This is a genomic window from Pedobacter sp. WC2423, assembly GCF_040822065.1.
GTDB lineage: Bacteria > Bacteroidota > Bacteroidia > Sphingobacteriales > Sphingobacteriaceae > Pedobacter.
In genome coordinates this window covers 4,580,080-4,601,055 of record NZ_CP162005.1, presented here as the reverse complement: position 1 = coordinate 4,601,055, position 20,976 = coordinate 4,580,080, and the positions used below count along the sequence as shown (strand labels likewise).

The following is a 20,976-nucleotide window of genomic DNA, read 5'->3' as shown; positions in this document are numbered from 1 at the left end:
GGTAAAGGTCGCTAATTTAACGAAAATAAGCCTTATACATAAATCTTTTGATTATAAATACCATTTAATGACGAACCCGGTACAAGCTTTTTATATCTTTAGCGTTCTGAATGAACTATAAGCTTTTTATGTACAAAAACAATCTTGTTCAAACTATTACTGTTTGTCTTCTTGCGATATCCACCTTTAGTGCCTGTGCACAAGATCACCAAAAAAATGAGGACCTGTTAAAAGTCAACACTAACATCCTTCAGCATACCGTTTTGCTTAACAATCAGCAGAACATGATTCCGCTGACATCCTTAGAAAAGAAGAATATTGCTTCAGTAAGTCTGGGTTTCAGTTTTCAGAATATATCAGACAGCCTGCTGAATAAATATGCCAAAGTCACTTCTTTCAGCGCTGCAAAATATGGAAATGCGCCTGAGCTCTTAAAGCTGGAAGACGACCTTAAATTCTTCAATACCATTATCATTTCCATTCAGGATCTGGAAACGACCCAACCGAAATATATCAATTTCATCAACTCGCTGGCCAAAACAAAATCTGTTATTATAGCCCTGTACGGTCAGCAAACCAACCTCGTTCCCTTTGACTCCCTGAGCGCCCCGATCATCTGGACTCAGGACAAAAGCATACAATCGGCCACACTAATCCCGCAAATAATTTTCGGAGGAATAGCAGTCAGCAATAAACTAACCCGTAACATCTCAGGAAAACATCTTGCCGGATCAGGTTACACCACAGTCGTTACCCGCTTAAAATATACTGTTCCTGAAGATGCCGGTGTCAATAGTGACAACCTGCGTGAAATTGATCATATTACTGCCGAAGCCATTGCTGCAAGAGCCGCACCGGGCATGGTCGTATTAGTTGCGAAAGATGGTAAAGTCATCTTTAATAAGGCTTACGGAACCCATACTTATGGGGGGGCACCCGACAAAGTTACCGATATATTTGACCTCGCTTCCATTACTAAAATAACCGCGACCACACCTATGGTTATGCGTTTGGTAGAACAGAATAAACTTAAACTAGACACCAATATAGGCGCTTATATTGCCCTGGCAAGACCAACTGCAATGAATGAAATTCCGGTGCGTGATGTAATGCTGCACCAGGCAGGCTTCATCCCTTACATCGCCTTCCATGACGGAGTTAAAGCAACCGATCACAGTCCGGATTCTTCGGAAGCTTACCCGACCAAAGTAGCCGATGGATATTTCATCAGGAAAGACTACTTCAAAGACGTAATGTGGCCACAAATGCTGAATGCCCCGATCAGAACAAGAGGCAAATACGTATACAGCGATATTAGTATGTATGTGATGAAAGATATTGTAGAGCACATTAGCGGAGAGCCCTTAAATGTTTACACCGCAGAAAACTTTTATGCCCCCTTAGGTATGCAAACTGCCGGTTTCCTGCCAAGAAACAGGTTTAGCAGAGATCAGATTATCCCGACAGAAGACGACACTTATTTCAGGAAAACCCTGCTGGTAGGTTATGTCCATGACCAGGGAGCAGCATTGGTAGGTGGCGTTTCAGGACATGCCGGATTATTTGCCAGCACCAATGACATGGCGATCATGTACCAGATGCTGCTCAACAAAGGTACCTACGGCGGTCAGACTTACTTTAAACCCGGAACCGTAGAAAATTTCACTGCACAGCAATCAAACGTGAGCCGCAGAGGGCTGGGATTTGACCGGTGGGACCCGAATCCGGCTAAGAAATATCCTTCATCAACAGCCTCTTCACAAACCTACGGCCACACCGGTTACACTGGTACAGCGGTCTGGGTAGATCCGGCAAGAGGTTTGGTTTACATCTTCCTATCCAACCGCGTTAATCCTTCAGTCACCAATAAACTAGTCAGCATGGGCATCCGCTCCCGCATTCAGGATGTCATAAACCAGGCAATCGATAAAGGAATGGACAAATAAACCAAAAATCTGCAAAAATAAAATCCCTATAAAACAGGGAGATATAAAAATAAACCGCTTTTTTTAGCGCATAGATTTTGTATTCAGGATCAATTTTTCTATAATTGCACCCGGTTAGCGAATAACCGGTACCAGAAGCCTTCTTAGCTCAGCTGGTAGAGCAACTGACTTGTAATCAGTAGGTCATTGGTTCGATCCCGATAGAAGGCTCGGAATAACAAAAAAGGGTTCATTTTCATGAACCCTTTTTTTATGCTTAAAATTTCTTATTTCTTCAAGCCTATTTCTCTCAGACGTTCGTCCAGATACTCTCCCGCTGTCATATCAGCATATTGTTTTGGATGTTCCTCATCTACACAAGAATCAAGACTCGTTAAGTCCATATCAGAACGCGGATGTAAGAAGAAAGGTACTGAAAAACGCGAAGTCTTCATCAATTCTCTTGGTGGATTAACCACTCTGTGGGTAGTAGAACGAAGTTTATTATTCGTTAAACGCTGCAACATATCACCAACATTCACAACGATATCTGAATGGTGCGCTCTGATTGGCAACCACTCATTACTGCGTGTTAACACCTCCAGCCCATCAGCACTTGCGCCGATCAGTAAAGTAATCAGGTTAATATCCTCATGTGCGCCTGCGCGGACAGCATCATCAGGTAATGCATCAGGATTTTCGATCGGGAAGTAATGAATACCTCTCAGAATAGAATTTCCGTTATGTACATGTTTATCAAAGTAATCAATTGGTAAGCTTAAATAAGTAGCGATTGCTCTTAACAGATGTTTCCCATTACTTTCCAGCTTTTGATAAACCTCATTTGTTACTTCATTAAATCCCGGAATCTCTTCCAGATACTCATTATCAGGATACTCATATTTAATCGGGTCACCATCAACTACAGTTTGACCAATCTGCCAGAATTCTTTAAGATCTGCTGTTTTAGCACCCTTAGCCGTTTCTTTACCCGGGCTTGTATACCCACGTTGTCCAGCAAGCTCCGGCTTTTCGTATTTCGCTTTCTGATCAGCCGGCAAACGAAAAACCCCTTGAATATTCTGATATAATTTATCAATCAGTTCCTGACTTAAGCCATGGTTGGTAATCGTTACAAAGCCTGAATCGTTGAAGGCTCTGCCAAGTTCGTCAGAAAATTTTTTACGATCGTGTTCTGTTCCGTCAATATAAGAACCAAGATCTAAGGTTGGAATATAAGGTGTAGACATAATATTTCTTTAATGTTTGATTCAAAACTATAAAACAATTGTTAATAAACTCGCCTAATGCAAATTACACCAGAGCATCATACTAATTTACAACAATTTAAGTTATTAACATTCACCAATACCTTCCTTTTTTAATCAAGAATATCAGTTAGCCACATACTTATTAACATATAGTTATCAACTCATATTTTTTAACCTTAACTATCAAATCAGCATGAATATAAACCAAATTTTATCAGTAAACTGTCAATTTAGGATAGCTACAAAACCAGAACCCCTTCACTCCCGTATTTCTAATCATAAATCCATTAAATTTATATTCTAAACACACACAAAATGAAATATCTGGCAATCATAGCGCTCCTGTTTTTCTCTATAAACGGCGCAGACGCACAACAGAAAAAACTACAAAAAGCCGCTTTCGGCATGGGCTGCTTCTGGTGCTCAGAAGCCCTTTTCCAAAAACTCGATGGAGTAACCGCAGTCAGATCCGGCTTTGAAGGAGGCTCCTATCCCAACCCAACCTATGAAGAAGTTTGCTCCGGTACAACCGGACACGCAGAAGTTATTGAATTCAACTATGATCCTGCAAAAATCTCTTATGATGAATTGCTGGAAGTATTCTGGAAAAGCCATGACCCAACAACCTTAAATCGTCAGGGAGCGGATGTTGGCACACAATACCGTTCAGTAGTTTTCTATAACACGCCCGAACAAAAAACAGCAGCAGAACACTACAAAGCACAACTCAATAAAACAAATGCTTACGGAAAACCAGTAGTCACTGAAATTACAAAAGCAGAACCCTTTTACAAAGCAGAAGGATATCACCAGAATTACTTCAATAAAAATGCAGACCAGCCCTACTGCAGGCTTGTCATCCTGCCAAAACTGGAGAAATTGGAAAAAGTCTTTAAAGCGAAGCTTAAACACTAGTCCAACCAATTCTTAGGTTAACCATAACGTTGGTGGAAAAAGCTTCAGAACAAAGCTCCACCACGAGTTGAAACAGTAAAAAAACAGAGCGCCTGTTTTCAGTACATGATTCATTCTTCATGAATTCCAGTACGAAAACAGGCGCTCTGTTTTTTACTGTCCCTTGCAGTACAACTTAACTATAGCCATCTTATTTCTTAAAGAAAAACCATAAAAAAAATTATCTCATTTCGCTAACCTTGTGAGAATGGACTGTGACAAAGACGAATTCAGCTTCCATAGAGATTGGAGTACTTAGCCCCAGCCCGCTTTACAGAGACCGTAACTACTGGAACTACAATGCTCGTATTGACAAGACACCTTCGGAACAAACGGCTGTGCAGCCAGTGAAACAACAAGAAAACAGGAGATTTATAATTAACAAAAAACGGCAACCCCAATCTGGAGGTTGCCGTTTTTTTATCGATGTTCATCAAAGAATCAAGGAATTAAGGAAACTTAACCCCTCTGTATTTAGTCACATCTACAGTTGGAATACTAGAACCATACTGTGAATTGATAGATTTAATAAACTCATTCGCTATGATCGCATAACCAAACGGAGTAAGGTGAATCCCATCTAAAGAGAAAAGATTTCCAGTAATATAGGCTGCACTAACTGCTGCACCGTTCACTACCTTACCCGCTCCATAAACTTTAAGCAAAGCATTTGCATCTACTAAAGCAAGACCCTTTGAAGCCGCCACACTTTTAATCGTTGCATTATAAGAATTTGTATAATCAACAATAACAGCAGCTTCCGCTTTATCTAACACATACTTACTTTCCACCGGATTTCCAGGATGTAAACCATAAGGCAAGCCCGCTGCGTTAGGCTTTCCAATTACGTTTGCAGCCCTTAAAGGAAGCAAAAAGTAATCTTCTGCTGTAGCAGGTCTCGGAGCTCCTGTACCAGGCTGAATAAAGATAGCCTGAACAGTTGGCGCAGAAGCCTGAACCGCTGTTAACAATGCTTTTAAAGTAACTGTTGTGAAATAAGGCGTGCTTAAAACATCAGGTATAGTAGCGACTACACCTTTAGCACCAGTACCGCCAGCTCCACCCTTGATCATTGTGCTTGCAGCAAGATTATACAACTGCGTAAATAACGCTTTATCAGTAGGAAAATCTGATGCAACAGCAGCTCCGCCGGTAGCATAACCTAACACATCATTATTACCTAACCACATACTAAAGAAAGTAAAAGGCTTAGCATTCACAAAACTAAGATATGAAGTTGTATTAGCTGGTGAAGTATTTGGCAACAAACGTTCAAAATAAGGATTTAAATTCCCGTAATAAGTTAGCGTAATGTTGTTTAACCTGATACCCGGTACACCGTAATTGTTCAGATCACCCGCATATTTTGTAAAAAGAGGAACCGTTCCAAAACCCGGAACAGTTGCCGTGCCGATCGCTGCCTGCGCAGGTACATCCGTAATCACCGGATCTCCGGCAGCCGTAAAGCTTGATAATTTTTTATAACCTGATCCGTTTGCCTGGTTTGCATTGAAAAAAGGCATACTGAAAGTACCACCACCAACAGTTTGCATTTGCGTACCAATCATCAATGGAAATGCATTCTGCTGACCTTCCAGATATAATCCGCCATCTGCGAATCCTGAAGTTAAAGAGTTTCCGACTGCAATATATCTTGTAAAATCTGCACTCCCTTTACTGGGCGCTACTGTTTTTAGTTCTGGCTTGCAGGATGCAGCTGTAACAACAGCTACTGCAAGCATACTTCTGAATATAAATTTCGAGTTCATAATGTTTTGCTGAAAGGTGATTACCATTTATAAGATAAAGCAATGCCAGGGATATAAGCAACGGTTTTGAAATCCCCGCTTAAATTGGTTTCTATATTTGTTTCATTTCTTGATTTAATATTTTCATACAAGAAAGATAAATCAATACTGAAACGTTCAGATGCCTTGTAACCTAAACCTGCACTTAGCAGAATACGGTTAGCATCCGGAACCTCTGGTGTTACATACCCTTTTCCAACAGGTGTAAACGCATATGCAGCACCTAATCTTAAAGCTAAACGCTCGGTGGCCATATTTTGAATACCTACACGTAAGGCACCTCCATCATGGTAATTTCTTGGAGAACTCGTGTTTGGAATTCTTGAATTGTTATTATAGTCAAAGGCCAGTACTTTATATTTGCTCCAGTGAACCCAGTTTGCATCCACAGCAATAATTGTTTTCGAAGATGGATAAAACCCTAAACCAATAGAAGATGTTGCTGGTAAAGGCAGATTGGCATTAAATTTTGTAGGGAAACCGCTTTGTAATGCTTCTGGAACCTTGAATATAGCATCTCCGTCTTTTACTTGCGCAGTTACCTGTGAACGGTGCGTTACACCGATCGTTACGCCAGATACAGTTTCTACATAGATACCTGCATTCCAGCCAAAATCATGTGTATGACCTTTAAGCTGCGCAGTGGCTGATGTGCCATCATTTAAAGTAAGTGGTATTCCTCTTTTTAAATCAACTTTTCCATTGGAATAAACAAAACCGGCACCGATACCAATATGATCAGTAATTTTATAACTCAAAGTAGGCTGAACAAAAATAGCCTGCAGATCCAGTGAAGTCACGGTATATTTACCAGTCCAGTTTGGATCCCAGTGTACAGCACCACCAAATGGTACATAAACACCCAGTCCGAAACGAAGTCTGTTATTCGGATTACCAAATACAGCATAAGCAGCTGGTGGTACTGTTAATTTATCTTTAGTATATTCCTTAATGTTTGAACCATTTTCTCTGAAAGCTGCTTTCAAAAAAATTGCACTTCCACCTGCCTGTACCCCATTCTTTTTAAGAAAGGATACCGCGCCAGGGTTAAAAAATACAGCTGCTTCATCTAAAGCAACTCCTGTACCTGCACCGCCCATTGCGGTCTGCTTTTGCCCCTGAAGGTTAACCTGGTAAGATTGCGAGTAGCCCAGAATAGGCACCGCGAGTAAAAAACTTAGTAAAATCTTTTTCATATTTGGTTGGTATTAAATTGACGTTTTGCTTGTTGCTGTAATCATCAGAATTGCTCATTTATTTTATGCAAGCATAACAATTAACGATTTTACTAAAAAAACAAAACTTATCCAAATCTTAAGGGAGATTTCTTTTCATTCATTTAATTCAATATCATCCAAAAGTAAAATCAATCTTGATTTTCATCAAACCTAAATAACATACTTACATTTGTTAACACTGTTATTAATTAGATGTCACAACAGATATATATACTTTAAAATAAAAAATTATGAGCTTAATAGATGCGCTTAAATGGCGGTATGCAACAAAAAAAATGAATGGAGAAAAGGTCCCTCAAGCTAAGGTTGACCAGATTGTTGAAGCTGCCCGTCTTGCACCAACTTCATCTGGCCTTCAGCCATTTAAAGTAATTGTAGTAACAAACGAGGAATTAAAAGCAAAAATCCAGACTATTGCTTTTGGACAGTCTCAAATTGTTGATTCTTCACACCTGCTTATTTTTGCAGCATGGGATAACTATACGGAACAAAATATCAGAGCCGTTTTTGCCCGCACCAATGCTGAACGCGGTCTTCCTGATGAAACTCCATCAGACTATGAAATCCAGTTAAGTTCAAACTATACTACAAGACCTGAAGAAGTAAACTTTAACCACGCTGCCAGACAGGCATATATTGGTTTTGGTGTAGCGCTTACAGAAGCTGCCTTGTTAAAAGTAGATGCAACACCAATGGAAGGATTTAATCCTGCTGAACTGGACGAATTGTTAGGTTTGAGAGAAAAAGGCCTTCGTAGTGTTACCATGCTGCCATTAGGTTACAGAAACGAAAGCGAAGACTGGTTAGTGAACTTGAAAAAAGTACGTACACCAAAAAATGAATTCGTTATCGAATATAACTAAAATAATACCTGTTTAAATTCAAACAGTCAAGGAAAATGAGCCCGGGAAACCAGGCTCATTTTTTTTGCATAAAAAACCAGGGTTTCCGGTATATGGACTTCAGTAAGTACAGTAGTTAACCCCTATATGAATCCACAGTGAGTCCACGTTGAGTCCACCTTTTCCAGGAAATACATGGACTCACCATGGACTCAGCACAGAGCGGATATGGATTCATACATAACTTAACCAGAGCACTACATAGCCTTCCTGTTGACCTTCCTTAAATGTCAAAATATGTTAAAGGTTCCCGAAGGTGATGGAAGCTCCTGCATAATTCAATATATTAGCAAGATTAATCTTGTATCACCCGCAATTCATGAACTACTTTAAAATATCATTTGCATTGTTTATACTTTGCTTTGCTTTAGGATTCCAGGCATCAGCACAACAGGACACCGTTATGCTCAGCAATATTCTTAATAAATCGAAGATCATTGCAGAACAGCACCCAGTAGAAAAAGTCTATCTCCACTTTGATAAACCATATTACAGCGTTGCAGATACCATGTTCTTCAAAGCCTATCTCACTTTTGAACAGAATATTCCTTCGCCACTGAGCAAAGTGGTCTATGTAGATGTGATCAATAGTCAGGATTCACTGGTCAAATCACTCAAATTACCAGTCACCAACAGCGTAGCTTACGGAAGTCTGGAACTTGACATGGTGAATTTTAAACAAGGCAATTATTATGTGAGGGCCTATACAGTATGGATGTTCAATTCCAGCCCGGATTATTTCTTCACTAAAACTATTACGATTGGAGAAGCCATAGACAAGAAATTGATTACCCATTTGACCTATAACAACGTACAAACCGATAAAAGCCAGGTCATCAATGCTCAGATTCAGTTTAAGAATCTCGATAAAGCTATCCTGGCCAATAAACCAGTCAACTGGAGCGTCATGTCAAATTATGAGGTTGTGAGTAAAGGCAGAGGAGTCACAGATCAGAACGGTATTTTAAAAATAAGTATCACCCCTAAGAAAAATGAATTCATCACTAAAGGAGATCTGACTACTGAGCTCAACATGGGCAACCAGGAAGTACTGAACTCTTCTTTTGTACTTAAACCAAAAGCAATCAGCACAGATATCCAATTTTTTCCTGAAGGTGGGGAACTGGTTAAAGGTATCCCGACACAAGTTGCCTTCAAAGCTATTAAACAAGACGGTCTTGGGATTGAAGTCAAAGGAACTATAGCCGATAGCGATGGGAATCAGATTACCGCATTTAATTCTACCCACCTTGGAATGGGCGCTTTCTACCTGAATGCAGAAGGGGGTAAAACTTATAAAGCAACCGTTACTTTCAGCGATGGTTCTAAAAAAGTAGTTGACCTGCCAAAACCAGTTGAATCCGGAATTTCCGTACAGGCGAATACAGCGAATCCGGATATGATCAATTTCAAGATCGTAGCCAGCGATACCTATTTCCAGCAAAATCAAGGTAAAAGTGTTTATTTAATTGCACAAAATGCCGGTCAGGTTTATTATGCAGCACAAACTAAATTACAAACACAGGTAACCGCAGCAAAAATACCAACAGCTAAATTTCCTTCGGGAATTGTTCAGCTTACACTTTTTTCTGCAACAGGCGAACCGATCAGTGAACGTTTAGCCTTCGTAATGCATAAAAATGCCATGAACCTGACTTTAAAATCAGATCTTCCTGCTTATAAAGTCAGACAAAAAGTAAGAATGACGGTTTCTGCCAAAGATTCGACACAGCGCTTAGTAGGGAATTTCTCTCTTAGTGTAACCGATCAGCAGAAAGTTCCGGTAGATGAAACTACAGAAACAACCATATTAAGTTCATTATTACTGACCTCAGATTTGCAGGGTTTCGTAGAGCGTCCAAACTATTACTTCGTAAAAAGTGATGAGAAAAAACGTGCAGAACTTGATATTCTAATGCTGACTCAGGGTTACCGCCGCTTCTCTTACAAAGAAATCATGGCGAACAGGTTTCCTACAAATACTTATCTTCCTGAACAGGGAATGAGTATCACAGGTATCCTGAGAGACAGAACAGGAATGCCAGTCAGAAAAGGAGCATTGCGTTTAACCAGCCCTGGCAGAACGCTTTCTTCAGAAACACTGACTACAAACTCCGGCCTTTTCGCCTTTCCTAACCTGGTTTTCGAAGATGGTGCAGAATTACTGATCAACGCAAAATATAATGCAGCAGGAAGTAACATGATGATTGTTCTGGATAACCCTCCATTTCCGGAAGTGACGAGCAATCCTTACCCGGCTACTGAAGTGATCAATATTGACAGTACACTTTCAGCTTACCTGGATAACAGTAAAAAACAATACAGTAATCTGCGTACGCTTAAGGAAGTGAAAATTACCGGAGCAACGGTTAAAAAACCAAGTCATGCAGACCATACCGCCTTAACAGGATTAAGTATGATGCCAGACCACCTGATTGACGGAGAAAGATTGAGTGGCTGTAATGACCTCTTAACCTGCCTTAAATCTATGGCTATGGGACTTACTTTTGATACGGACAGATTTTTTGTTACCCGTGATTATATGCAGGGTAATAAAAGCACACCAGTACAAGTATTCATTAATGGAAACGCAGTAGATGCGATTAACCTGGGTAGTATTCAGCCTGCGGATGTAGAGTCTATAGAAATTTTCTTAAAGGATCAGCTGGGCCTTGTTTTCAAGAATTACAACTGTAATGGGGTATTGGTAGTGAACACGAAAAAGATTCCTAAGTCAAACATGAGCCTTGCTGACTTAAAGAAAATGATGCCACAAAGCAACATGCTTAAGTTTACCCCTAAAGGATATACGAAAGTCAGAGAGTTTTATGCCCCTAAATACGTGACGCAAACCAGCTCTTATACAGGAAACGATTTAAGGACCACAATTTACTGGAACCCGAAAATCGTAACTAATGCTACTGGTGATACCGTGCTGGAGTTTTATAACGCAGACGGCAAAGGAACCTACAGAGCAGTCATTGAGGGCGTAGATGCAAATGGTAATGTTGGCCGTTATGTATACCGGTATACGGTTAAATAGTATAAGTTAAATCAGCAGCTGGAATTTCTAGCTGTTGATATAACCTTCTAATTGAGAAATGGTCTGCTTTTGATCCTCGATGATGAATTTAACCACATCGCCAATTGAAACCATCCCAATAATCTGATGATCATCCAGGACAGGTAAATGTCTGATGTGTTTGTCCGTCATAATTTCCATACAGCTATCCAGACTGTCATTCGGAGAAACTGTAATCGGGTTGCTCGTCATGACTGCGCTTAAAGGTGTATCTGCAGAAGTTTTTCCCTGGAGAACGATTTTCCTTGCGTAGTCCCGCTCAGTAAATATTCCTGATAACTGACTGCCTTCCAGAATAAGCAGCGCACTGATGTTTTTATCCATCATTACACTTAAGGCATCCAGAACAGATGTTTCTGCCGTAACCGAAAAGATCTGTGCTGATTTAGTGCTGAGTAGTTGTTTTACGGTTTTCATAACATATTAAGAGTTAGCTAATTAAATTTACTAAAAAATATCCAGAAGCTAACTCTTTATTATTTGCCTATTTTTTCTCCGATTGACACTGCAATCCTTCTTCAGTCATTACCCCTTCATACCTATCGTCTACAAAATTTTCCTCATCACATTCCCAAAGTGAATAGCCATTCAGGTAACGATCCAGGTTTTTATTGATCCGGAGTTTAGTGCCTACCGGAAGTTTAATCAGCAGTTCAACACGCTGATCTCTCCAGTATTCATGTTTTTTGAGATGTACTTCAGGGCCAAATTTCAACAAGGAGTCCTGCTGTGCAAAGTCGTAACGGATGTTTTTAGCGTGGTTTAACGCGATCGCGAAATCCCGTCCTTGTGAACTGTAACTCTGGATCAGCACAGGCACGCTCCCTTCACTTTTCTCTATTCTGATCGATACATTTCTGGGCGAAGCAGAGGATCTTTCAGGGTCTTTCTGAATAATTTTCCCAATAAAATCAGTTGAATTTAAACGATATTGTAAACTATCTTCTTTACTGAAAAACATTGTCTTATCAACTTCCAGTGTATAAACGGGATAAGCTTTTAATGGCAAAGTCTGCGTAAAATTAGCTTGTTCTTTAAATTCTGTACCTGTTTTTGCGATAAAGAAAATCCCAACCGAAAGTGCACATAACCAGATCAAAAGCAGACCGTAAGATAACATCTGATGAACAGGACGGCTATTAAATGCAACTCTTACCGAAAGCAAAATCACCCCCAATAAAGGGATCGCTATGGTAAAGAAAGCAGCTATACTGAAAATGGTCAGGTAAGATCCGTTCACAATATTAAAAGGGAATACTTGTACGGCTCCTGAATACCACACACCAAGAATGGAAGCCAGTGCCACAAAATCACTCAATAGAAGTACTGAACCAATCAGCATTAAGATGATCGCGATGAACTTAAAAATAACCTTTCCAGAACCCTGTAAAAATGTTCCTAAAACAGTAATGAACTCTGTAATAAAGGTTCCGGAATGTTTAACGAAAGGACGCAGGTGCTCATTCGCATGCTTCAGGTTATCTTTTAAACTGGAAAGCTCTTCCTCAAAATTTCTTTTAAATCCCTGAAGGTTTGCAGCCTCCCCTTTCATGGCCATACGTTCTGCTCTGGTAGAAGCTATAGGGATTGCAATCCATAAAACCAGGTAAGCAACCAAACCTGAACCACCTAACATCACTGATAAAGCGGCTACAATACGGATAATACTAACATCCATATTCAGGTAATGACTTAATCCAGCACACACACCTGCCACCATCGCGTCTTCTGTGTCTCTGTAAATTTTCCGCTCTGCAAATGTGGAAGAATAAGCATGATTATAAGCTGCTGCTGGTTCTTCATCAGACTGCTCTTCGAAATCTTTAACAGACCCCATTAAACCAATCACAACCTGTACATCTTCCAGTTCTATAACTTGTTTCTGCTGTGTATGCAGAATTTCCGTGAACATTTCTGCAATGCGGTTCTCAATATCAGAAACGATTTCAAAATCGTCTGCACTTTTGCCGAAGTGCTGTTTAACCTCAATCAGGTAAGCAGTGAGCAGTTCATAGGCATCTTCCTCGATGTGAATGATGGAATTGCCAATATTTATGTTGAGTGTCTTCTTCATGGTTTAAGGGTTAGTTTGGTTCTTTGATTTTGCAATAGCGAATGATAACTCTTGCCAGGTTACATCCAGTTGGGACAGCATTGCAGTGCCCAAAGGAGTAAGCGTATAATATTTACGGGGAGGTCCTGAAGTCGATTCTACCCAGTTATAACTGAGTAGTCCGTTATTTTTTAAACGGGTCAATAAAGGGTAAAGCGTCCCCTCTACCACCAGTAATTTGGCTGACTTTAATTCAGCGATGATATCAGAGGCATAAATCTCTCCTCTCGATATAATCAGGAGCACACAATATTCCAGTATGCCCTTCCGCATTTGCGTTTGTGTATTTTCTGCTATCATAATTCAAAGTTATGTGTTTTATATAGTAATATGCAATACATAGTACTGTATAAAAAGCATAAAAAAATATAACAGCCTGATTTAAAGGTGAATAATTTTAATAAAATATTTTGAAAGAATCTTTTTTGAAGATTAAACGCGTCCGCCAGCCAGGTTACTGATAAAAAACCACCAGACAATAATGCAGGGAATCAGGATGATTGCTGCACCAACCAGCCAGATCCATCTTCGGGAAGCAATGGCAATCAGCACGCAAATAACAAGGTAAAGACCTATCAGGATAGTTTCTGCAACACTGCTAAACCATAGCGTAGCAGCTATGCCCACAACGATAAGAATTGCATTGAGCTTAAGCACATCCCTAGTTGACATAGCCGGCTGATCGGCTCCTTTAAACACATAGGGATAGGCAATAGCACAGCCAATCAGAAAGACAACAAAAAAAATAATAACCGGTATTGAGATCATAAAATAGCAGATTGGGTACTTCAAATATACGGCTAAATCGAAAACAAAGATTTCAAGACAAAGAATGTTTGCTAATTAGTACACACACAACTCTTTGCATGTGCTATAACACGACAAAATCATACATGATCTGCAAAATAAAAATGCCTTGTCAACAGAAAGAAATAATTATCAACATTTTAATGCAATTCAGTTTTTTGGCGCAGGGTTTGTTTTAAGCTAAACATCATTGCATCATTAAATACCTCTGCTTATGCTCATTAAATTAAATCTGATTACTCATGCCTTTGCCAGGTCAGAGCGCGAGAAACAAGAAAAAGCACTTACCCAGCAACAATGGGTTACAGTTGACAGAATAGTGATGTTAATTTTGTTCCTTGGCGTAATTGCCGGAGCAATTATATTCTCTTAAATAAGAATCTAAATAATATATTAATTTTTTAGCGTTCATTGCTATGAACGCTTTTTTTATGTTTATAACAGCAGCGTATCAATGCGGTGTGCCATTACCCTTTCCTGTATCGGTGACCAGGAATAAATCGTGAAATGTCCGTCCTGCGAGGCTACTAATGCGATTGCATCATTCTGATCCTGTATAAACTGCGCAGCAGAAAGGTGACGTGTCCCCCCTACCTTAGCCGGATGCATCACAACCGCTCCACCACCAGCAATAGGTTCTATAAATGATAATTCTTCTATCAGGTCTTTACCTTTTGCGCGGCCAATCTTAGCCCCGAATGCCAAAAGTTCATAGTCAGCACTGATCACCGTTGCCCCATCTATAGCGGTTAAACCTGCCAGATGCTCTACCTCTCTTTTCAACACGGTTTGCCAAAAAATCTGGCTCGCTTGTTTCCGGTCCTGTTTCAGTAAATTAGATAATCCGCAAAATGCAGGTTGTATCGCATATTGAATTGGTTTGATAATCGATTGCAGCCAGTTTTTGGTTCCGCTGGGCACAACCAGTAAAGTTCCGCCGCGCTGATGAGACCGCATAGACACAGCCAGCTGAATCAGCACATTCACCGTATCATTCCAATAAGAAGGCGCGGTAAGATCCAGTAGTGACAATAACATAGGCGGACAATCCGGATGCCTTGCGCTGTTCACATCAACGATCTTAATCTGATCGCCTTTAAGGACAGCTATATTGGTAAACTTTCCAAACCCATAGATTCTGCGGTGCTTAATCACCAGCAGTGCAGGTTCAGAGACATCTAATACGAAACAAAAATTAGGGATACTGGTGGTCGTCCCCCAGATATAAAGTTCTCCATCTTCCTGCCATACACCGATATGAATACCAGCGCGTTCCACACCTGGTGCAATCTTGGTTAAGATGGTCGGGTTAAGTGGCAAACGATTTTTAAACAGCAATGGGCTGCCTCCTTGTGCAGGCGGCACAAAAGCCAGTGATATTTTTGGAGAATGACCTTCTTCTTTACGGATACTGGCCCAAAAGGTAGCATCAATAATCGCCTCAACAATCTCTGCCGAAGGCAAAGGAGCAAGATCTTCCTCTCCACTTTCCCTCGCCGCAGCAAGATGCTGCGCAAAGATGGCTTCAACTTTAGGAGCGATAATTTGAGCTGCCTGATAAGTGGGTTTATAGATCATGGCTTAAAGTTAAGATATTAAATTATTTTTTCCATCGCTTTTTACTCCATTCCAGCTGCTCTTCTGCTGATAAAAAAGTCCAGGCCACAAAACGACTTTGTTTCTGCCCCTGAGCCATTTCTACAGTTCTGACACCTTTAACATCCACCTTATCCAGTGCATAATAAACAGTCGATAAATGCGCGCTTTTTGACACTAAAGTAGTAAACCAGGCGCACTGTTGAGCGATTTGTGCGCTTTCTTCAATCATCCTGCGGATAAACTCTACTTCACCGCCTTTACACCATAATTCAGAGCTTTGGCCACCAAAATTAAGGACTACTTCTTTTCCTTTTTGTTTGCCCAGGTTACGCACTTTACGCTGACTGCCCATTTGTGCTTCTTCGGCCGAAGCATGAAAAGGCGGATTGCATAAAGTCAGGTCAAAGAGTTCTCCGGGTTTGACTATGCCTTTAAAGATACTGGAACCAGAATTCTGCAATCTGAAAGTTAAATCCTTAGCCAGCGGTGGGTTAATTGCAGCAATATTCTCTGCCGAACTGATCGCGCGCTTGTCTACATCTGAGCCCACAAATGACCAGCCGTATTCCTGATGGCCGATAATCGGATAAACACAGTTTGCACCAACACCAATGTCCAATACTTTAACTGAATTTCCTTCAGGGATTTCATTTCCATTAGTCAGGGCCAGTAAATCTGCCAGGTAATGGATATAATCTGCTCTGCCGGGAATTGGCGGACATAAATAGTTTTCAGGAATATCCCAATCAGTTAATCCATAAAAATAGATTAACAAGGCCCTATTCAAAGTTTTTACCGCCTCAGGATTTGAAAAATCAACAGATTGATCACCATAAGGGTTAATAAACACAAATTGCTCCAGTTGCGGACAACTGTTAATTAATTGTGGAAAATCATACCTTGAACGGTGTAGATTTCGGGGATGCAGTACTTGTTTTTCAACGGACATAATTTAACGCTTACCTCAAAGGTAAGCGTTAATTGATATACATAGGGGATTTCCTGCCGTAAAACCTTAAATAACTGCTAAGATTTAACTACTGGCGCCAGGAATTCTGAAGAAAGCGCAGCTGCATTTAACATGAAATTATGCAGTTCATAGTTTTTAATGAATGGCTTTAACAATTCACTACCAGGGCCGAACATGGTGAGTTCTACATAGTCTGCGGTATGGTTCATTCCTGCCCATTGTACCAGCGTATATTTTGCCTGAATCTTTGCCAGTTCATTAAATGGCAGGTTGGCGGCATTGTATAATTCACCAGGAATGATATCAGAAAAGTGCGCCAGTAATTGTTTCGCTTCGGCAGAACTAATTCCAATACCTGTTCCGGCTTCAATTAATTCAGCAACATTTTTTTCACTTGATGAATTGTTCAGCTGGTTTAAAATCCATTCGTTGCTGTGTTTGAAATGTTGAATCCGGTCAAAGTCTTTGTTGCTGTCTCCATAGAATAAACCTGGATTTGCATTGCCATGATCTGTAGTAATAATCACCAGCGTTTCACCGTCTTTCTCTGCAAATTCAATAGCCTGTCCTACGGCTTCATCAAAGGCCAGCTGGTCAAAAATCAATCCTCCGGTATCATTACCGTGTGCTGCCCAGTCTACTTTTCCACCTTCTACCTGCAAGGCAAACCCTTTCGGATTATCCTTCATCATTGAAATAGCTTTATTCATCATTTCGGCCAGTGAAGGTGTGCTTTTCATCAGCTCAGGAGAGTTTTTCCGGTCCAATTCATAAGGTAAACCATCTGGTGCAAAAATACCTATTACCGGACCTGAGTTTTTAAGGCCCATCATCTCGTCTCTGTTTTGGGCAACTTTAAAGCCCTGAGACTGGAACTGAGGAATAATACTTCCACCTTTTCTTTCGCATCGAAATGTTGTGCGCCACCGCCCAGCATGACATCGAACTTTAGTTTCAGATACATTTCCGCGATTTCATCCTGTCCGTCGCGGCTGTCTATATTGACACAGAATCCTGCTGGTGTGGCATGCGTAATTGGTACTGTAGTTACACAGCCAACTTTTTTACCACTTTGTTTAAATTTCTGCAAAATTGGCTGTGGCATTTCTCCTTTCGGGCCCACATTTAATGATCCGTTTTTAACACGCATCCCCCCGCCCCACGAAGAGCTCGCAGCCGCAGAATCCGTAACCAGTGAACTTGCTGAGGCAGTATCCATCAGGGCACGGGTAACTTTTGAATCTTTATATAATTGTATCCAGTTTGTACTTTTACCAAAGGTGCGGTTTGCATAAAGATCTGCCATATTTAAAGTCCCGATACTCATTCCATCGCTGACCAGCATAATAATATTCTTTGCTTTTTTAGCAAATGGTTTGGATTGGGCCAGCAAATCTGCTGGTGATAAAAAAGGTAAGCCTATTCCGGCTAATAAACCTCCTTTTAAAAGTGATCTTCTGTTCATGTGTGTGTGCAATTAGTAGCCCCAAAAATATCTTTCGGCTGTGCGCTTAACTTGAACCTGACATTACCATATTGTTAATAAAACAAAAACCGCCTGTTTCTTTTAAAAAACAGGCGGTTTCATTTTAAAATGGGTTGATTAGTGATTTGTCCGGACAGCACCGCCTTCTGCACCATGACCACGTCTGGCACAGTACAATCCAAAAATCAGGATATATAGATAACATAATGCCGGTAGAATGAATGAAGTTTGAATGCCCATTGAATCGGCAATGCTACCTTGGACCAGTGGCAATAAAGCACCGCCTAAAATCGCCATCACCAGTAAAGAAGAACCTTGACTCACATATTTTCCCAATCCTGAAATCGACAGAGTATAGATATTGGAGAACATAATAGAGTTAAATAACCCGATTCCTAAAATAGGATATAAAGCCATGTTACCCTTGCTGAAAATAGAAACAAGCAATAAGGCGATGTTTACCGCTGCAAAAATTACCAGTGTACGTGCCGGAGCAGATTTACCGATAACAAAAGCCACGATATTCAACACAATAAAGACGATAAAGAAACTGGTTTGCGCAAAAGTCAGGTCAACAATACTGAAGACTAATAAATAAACAGCAGCAGCGGCAAGAACCATATAAATAAACTTTTTGGTTTGCGGCAATTCACTTAAAGAAATCGCTCCCAGGAATCTCCCGATCATTGCTCCTCCCCAGTACAGGGCAAGATAATTTTTGCTGACTACTTCTGTCAGGTTAGTTACATCTGGTTGCTCCATAAAAGCAATCAGTAAACTTCCGATACCTACTTCAGCACCTACGTAACAGAAAATCCCGAAAATCCCCATTTTTAGTTGTGGGAATTTCAAAGCCCCCAAGCCTCTTTCTGAAGATTCTTCACTACTGAAAGATGGAAGTTTAACGCGGCTGATGATCAGTGCAAGCACCACCAGGATTCCTGCAAAAATCAGGTAAGGGATACGGGTAGAATCTGCTGAAGCAGTACCATTTTTTTCCAGGAACAGGGTAAATATTAAATGACCACCAAGAATTGGGGCAATCGTTGTTCCGAACGAGTTAAAGGCCTGAGTGAGGTTTAAACGGCTGGAAGCACTTTCTTCCGGCCCTAATAGCGTTACATAGGCATTTGCTGTAATCTGCAGGATGGTAAACCCCAGGCCCAGTACAAATAAGGCAGCTAAAAAGACGCCATAAATAGACAGGGTTGCTGCGGGATAGAATAAGCAGCAGCCGACAGCGGAAAGCAATACACCTGCAATAATTCCTTTTTTATAACCGACTTTGTTCACCGGATCTCCGTTAAAGTAGGAGATCAGGAAGTAAATTAATGAGCCGATAAAATAAGCACCAAAAAAGGCGAACTGTACCAGCATTGACTGTTGAAAGTTTAAGTTAAACTGCACTTTTAGGTGCGGGATTAAAATATCATTCATACAGGTAATAAATCCCCACATAAAGAAAAGGAGCGTCATGGTAATAAGCGGGATAATAGAACTATTTTTTTTAACGGGGGCAGTGGTTTCCATGTTTGATTAAATCTGAATTGTTAAAGCGAAAAGGCCTTGTTTAATAGCTCCTAAATCGAATCAGCAAATAAAGGAAAATAAACTGTTTCTGGAATAAGAAATTGTGTTGATTAGGTAAAAATAACGATGCAAGCGGGTATTAAAGTCAAATATTAGTTTTTCTTTATAAGTTTGATGATAAGCTGATGCTATGCGAAGATTAATCAAGAGTTTTGGATATGCGTTATCCGGGATTGCTTATACGGTAAAAACGCAAATGAACTTTCAAATCCACCTGCTGGCTATGGTAGTGGTTGGAATTGCAGGATGGTATTTGCAATTATCTGGCAGTGAGTGGCTATGGATTGTTTTAGCGATTGGTCTTGTTTTAGTTGCCGAACTTTTAAATACAGCAATTGAGTTATTGGTTGACCTGGTTTCGCCGGATTTTAATGTTCAGGCTGGAAAAGTAAAGGACGTGGCTGCAGGAGCTGTCATGGTTGCGGCTTTGATTTCTGTAATTATTGCAGCTATTATTTTTATCCCAAAATTAATCTGATATGCTCCACAAAACCCGTGGAATAGTTTTAAAAACAACTTTATACAGCGAAAGCAGTGTAGTGGTACAAATATTTACGGCTAAATTCGGCATTCAGTCTTATATGGTCAATGGGGTCAAGAAGCCAAAGGCGAAGATCCGTATGAATATGCTGCAGGCACTTCATCTGGTCGATATGGTAGTTTACCACAAAATAAATTCCAGCATCCAGCGGATTTCTGAACTCAGACCTTCTCCTGTATTCCGGACTATTCCTTATGACATTATCAAAAGCACCATCGTTATGTTCCTGAATGAAGTGCTTTATAAAAGTATACGTCAGCAGCATGCGGATGAAAATATTTTTGATTACATTTTTAATGCAGTTTCCTGGTTTGATGAAACGGATGCGGCGAGTGCGAACTTCCATCTTGCTTTTTTGTTGAAGTTATCTCGGTTTTTAGGTTTTGCACCAAGTACAGAGACTAAAAGTGATCAGAGTTATTTCGATTTACAAGAAGGTGAATTCAAGTCTTTACCTCCTGTTCATCCCTATTTTATAGAAAAAACAGCAGCAGAATTATTTATTTCTTTGTTCACGACTCCTTTTGAAAAATTAAATGAAATAAAAATAGACAATGCGACAAGAAGACTTGTTCTTGATAAAATACTGATATACTACACCTTACATACCGCTTCTTTTGGCGAAATAAAATCTCACCAGGTATTGGAAGAGATCTTGTCTTAAAAATATTAAAAAAGTTTTGGAGTTTT

Annotated in this window: 17 protein-coding genes, 1 tRNA gene and 1 pseudogene; 8 read left to right on the top strand and 11 right to left on the bottom strand. The window is 40.2% G+C overall.

The features are described from left to right. Positions 1-128 precede the first annotated feature (128 nt). Positions 129-1,946: a serine hydrolase domain-containing protein gene (locus AB3G38_RS19095; protein ID WP_367865384.1), complete on the top strand. Its 1,818-nt coding sequence runs from the start codon at positions 129-131 to the stop codon at positions 1,944-1,946. 137 nt (positions 1,947-2,083) lie between these two features. Then, positions 2,084-2,156 (top strand) — tRNA-Thr (locus AB3G38_RS19090). Between the two features lie 56 nt (positions 2,157-2,212). On the opposite strand, the gene AB3G38_RS19085 is transcribed toward AB3G38_RS19090, so the two are convergent. Then, positions 2,213-3,175: an isopenicillin N synthase family dioxygenase gene (locus AB3G38_RS19085; RefSeq protein WP_367865383.1), complete on the bottom strand. Its 963-nt coding sequence runs from the start codon at positions 3,173-3,175 to the stop codon at positions 2,213-2,215. A gap of 336 nt (positions 3,176-3,511) precedes the next feature. Here AB3G38_RS19085 and msrA point away from each other — a divergent pair, with 336 nt between their 5' ends. Then, positions 3,512-4,111 (top strand): peptide-methionine (S)-S-oxide reductase MsrA, encoded by a 600-nt coding sequence (gene msrA / locus AB3G38_RS19080; RefSeq protein ID WP_367865382.1) that lies wholly within the window; start codon positions 3,512-3,514, stop codon positions 4,109-4,111. Positions 4,112-4,599: 488 nt separating this feature from the next. Here the strand turns inward: msrA and AB3G38_RS19075 are convergent, their stop codons facing one another. Both AB3G38_RS19075 and AB3G38_RS19070 read right to left on the bottom strand, forming a co-directional pair. Continuing rightward, the gene (locus AB3G38_RS19075; RefSeq protein ID WP_367865381.1) at positions 4,600-5,919 is read right to left on the bottom strand and encodes an SGNH/GDSL hydrolase family protein; all 1,320 of its coding nucleotides are present in this window, start codon (positions 5,917-5,919) and stop codon (positions 4,600-4,602) included. Between the two features lie 20 nt (positions 5,920-5,939). Further along, positions 5,940-7,154, bottom strand: coding sequence for an OmpP1/FadL family transporter (locus AB3G38_RS19070; protein ID WP_367865380.1), 1,215 nt, complete (start codon positions 7,152-7,154; stop codon positions 5,940-5,942). A gap of 272 nt (positions 7,155-7,426) precedes the next feature. On the opposite strand from AB3G38_RS19070, the gene AB3G38_RS19065 reads away from it, so the two are divergent. Together AB3G38_RS19065 and AB3G38_RS19060 are read left to right on the top strand one after the other, a co-directional pair. Next, positions 7,427-8,059: an NAD(P)H-dependent oxidoreductase gene (locus AB3G38_RS19065; protein ID WP_367865379.1), complete on the top strand. Its 633-nt coding sequence runs from the start codon at positions 7,427-7,429 to the stop codon at positions 8,057-8,059. A 358-nt stretch (positions 8,060-8,417) separates the two neighbouring features. Further along, entirely contained in the window at positions 8,418-11,141 is a 2,724-nt protein-coding gene (locus AB3G38_RS19060) for a carboxypeptidase regulatory-like domain-containing protein (protein ID WP_367865378.1), read from the top strand. A 27-nt stretch (positions 11,142-11,168) separates the two neighbouring features. Here the strand turns inward: AB3G38_RS19060 and AB3G38_RS19055 are convergent, their stop codons facing one another. The 4 genes from AB3G38_RS19055 to AB3G38_RS19040 all read right to left on the bottom strand — a co-directional run bounded on the left by AB3G38_RS19055 (position 11,169) and on the right by AB3G38_RS19040 (position 14,061). Continuing rightward, on the bottom strand, positions 11,169-11,597 hold the full coding sequence (locus AB3G38_RS19055; RefSeq protein WP_367865377.1) for a CBS domain-containing protein: 429 nt from the start codon (positions 11,595-11,597) through the stop codon (positions 11,169-11,171). A gap of 67 nt (positions 11,598-11,664) precedes the next feature. Beyond that, positions 11,665-13,254, bottom strand: coding sequence for a PspC domain-containing protein (locus AB3G38_RS19050; RefSeq protein WP_367865376.1), 1,590 nt, complete (start codon positions 13,252-13,254; stop codon positions 11,665-11,667). A gap of 3 nt (positions 13,255-13,257) precedes the next feature. Then, on the bottom strand, positions 13,258-13,593 hold the full coding sequence (locus AB3G38_RS19045; RefSeq protein WP_367865375.1) for a PadR family transcriptional regulator: 336 nt from the start codon (positions 13,591-13,593) through the stop codon (positions 13,258-13,260). A 132-nt stretch (positions 13,594-13,725) separates the two neighbouring features. Further along, a complete protein-coding gene (locus tag AB3G38_RS19040) occupies positions 13,726-14,061 on the bottom strand; it encodes a hypothetical protein (RefSeq protein ID WP_367865374.1) in 336 nt (111 codons plus the stop codon). A 253-nt stretch (positions 14,062-14,314) separates the two neighbouring features. On the opposite strand from AB3G38_RS19040, the gene AB3G38_RS19035 reads away from it, so the two are divergent. Beyond that, the gene (locus AB3G38_RS19035; RefSeq protein ID WP_198163553.1) at positions 14,315-14,473 is read left to right on the top strand and encodes a hypothetical protein; all 159 of its coding nucleotides are present in this window, start codon (positions 14,315-14,317) and stop codon (positions 14,471-14,473) included. A gap of 62 nt (positions 14,474-14,535) precedes the next feature. Here the strand turns inward: AB3G38_RS19035 and AB3G38_RS19030 are convergent, their stop codons facing one another. From AB3G38_RS19030 to AB3G38_RS19015, 4 genes and pseudogenes are all read right to left on the bottom strand, one after another. Further along, positions 14,536-15,678 carry a putative sensor domain DACNV-containing protein gene (locus tag AB3G38_RS19030; RefSeq protein WP_367865373.1) on the bottom strand — a complete coding sequence of 381 codons (1,143 nt, stop codon included), beginning with the start codon at positions 15,676-15,678 and terminating at the stop codon, positions 14,536-14,538. Between the two features lie 22 nt (positions 15,679-15,700). Beyond that, positions 15,701-16,648: a 23S rRNA (adenine(1618)-N(6))-methyltransferase RlmF gene (rlmF, locus tag AB3G38_RS19025; protein ID WP_367865372.1), complete on the bottom strand. Its 948-nt coding sequence runs from the start codon at positions 16,646-16,648 to the stop codon at positions 15,701-15,703. 77 nt (positions 16,649-16,725) lie between these two features. Further along, positions 16,726-17,975: pseudogene (locus AB3G38_RS19020) on the bottom strand (alkaline phosphatase). Between the two features lie 297 nt (positions 17,976-18,272). Then, a complete protein-coding gene (locus tag AB3G38_RS19015) occupies positions 18,273-19,685 on the bottom strand; it encodes a sugar MFS transporter (RefSeq protein ID WP_367865371.1) in 1,413 nt (470 codons plus the stop codon). 190 nt (positions 19,686-19,875) lie between these two features. On the opposite strand from AB3G38_RS19015, the gene AB3G38_RS19010 reads away from it, so the two are divergent. After that, positions 19,876-20,223, top strand: coding sequence for a diacylglycerol kinase family protein (locus AB3G38_RS19010; RefSeq protein WP_367865370.1), 348 nt, complete (start codon positions 19,876-19,878; stop codon positions 20,221-20,223). Between the two features lies 1 nt (position 20,224). Then, positions 20,225-20,950, top strand: a complete 726-nt coding sequence (gene recO / locus AB3G38_RS19005; protein ID WP_367865369.1) for a DNA repair protein RecO — start codon at positions 20,225-20,227, stop codon at positions 20,948-20,950. Positions 20,951-20,976 lie beyond the last annotated feature (26 nt).

Excerpts from the sequence above, each read along its gene's own strand:
- rlmF (WP_367865372.1), bottom strand. The coding sequence starts at position 16,648 with ATGTCCGTTGAAAAACAAGTACTGCATCCCCGAAATCTACACCGTTCA.
- msrA (WP_367865382.1), top strand. The coding sequence starts at position 3,512 with ATGAAATATCTGGCAATCATAGCGCTCCTGTTTTTCTCTATAAACGGC.
- recO (WP_367865369.1), top strand. The coding sequence starts at position 20,225 with ATGCTCCACAAAACCCGTGGAATAGTTTTAAAAACAACTTTATACAGC.
- AB3G38_RS19095 (WP_367865384.1), top strand. The coding sequence starts at position 129 with ATGTACAAAAACAATCTTGTTCAAACTATTACTGTTTGTCTTCTTGCG.
- AB3G38_RS19070 (WP_367865380.1), bottom strand. The coding sequence starts at position 7,154 with ATGAAAAAGATTTTACTAAGTTTTTTACTCGCGGTGCCTATTCTGGGC.
- AB3G38_RS19075 (WP_367865381.1), bottom strand. The coding sequence starts at position 5,919 with ATGAACTCGAAATTTATATTCAGAAGTATGCTTGCAGTAGCTGTTGTT.
- AB3G38_RS19035 (WP_198163553.1), top strand. The coding sequence starts at position 14,315 with ATGCTCATTAAATTAAATCTGATTACTCATGCCTTTGCCAGGTCAGAG.
- AB3G38_RS19015 (WP_367865371.1), bottom strand. The coding sequence starts at position 19,685 with ATGGAAACCACTGCCCCCGTTAAAAAAAATAGTTCTATTATCCCGCTT.
- AB3G38_RS19085 (WP_367865383.1), bottom strand. The coding sequence starts at position 3,175 with ATGTCTACACCTTATATTCCAACCTTAGATCTTGGTTCTTATATTGAC.
- AB3G38_RS19045 (WP_367865375.1), bottom strand. The coding sequence starts at position 13,593 with ATGATAGCAGAAAATACACAAACGCAAATGCGGAAGGGCATACTGGAA.
- AB3G38_RS19040 (WP_367865374.1), bottom strand. The coding sequence starts at position 14,061 with ATGATCTCAATACCGGTTATTATTTTTTTTGTTGTCTTTCTGATTGGC.
- AB3G38_RS19055 (WP_367865377.1), bottom strand. The coding sequence starts at position 11,597 with ATGAAAACCGTAAAACAACTACTCAGCACTAAATCAGCACAGATCTTT.
- AB3G38_RS19050 (WP_367865376.1), bottom strand. The coding sequence starts at position 13,254 with ATGAAGAAGACACTCAACATAAATATTGGCAATTCCATCATTCACATC.
- AB3G38_RS19060 (WP_367865378.1), top strand. The coding sequence starts at position 8,418 with ATGAACTACTTTAAAATATCATTTGCATTGTTTATACTTTGCTTTGCT.
- AB3G38_RS19065 (WP_367865379.1), top strand. The coding sequence starts at position 7,427 with ATGAGCTTAATAGATGCGCTTAAATGGCGGTATGCAACAAAAAAAATG.
- AB3G38_RS19010 (WP_367865370.1), top strand. The coding sequence starts at position 19,876 with ATGCGAAGATTAATCAAGAGTTTTGGATATGCGTTATCCGGGATTGCT.
- AB3G38_RS19030 (WP_367865373.1), bottom strand. The coding sequence starts at position 15,678 with ATGATCTATAAACCCACTTATCAGGCAGCTCAAATTATCGCTCCTAAA.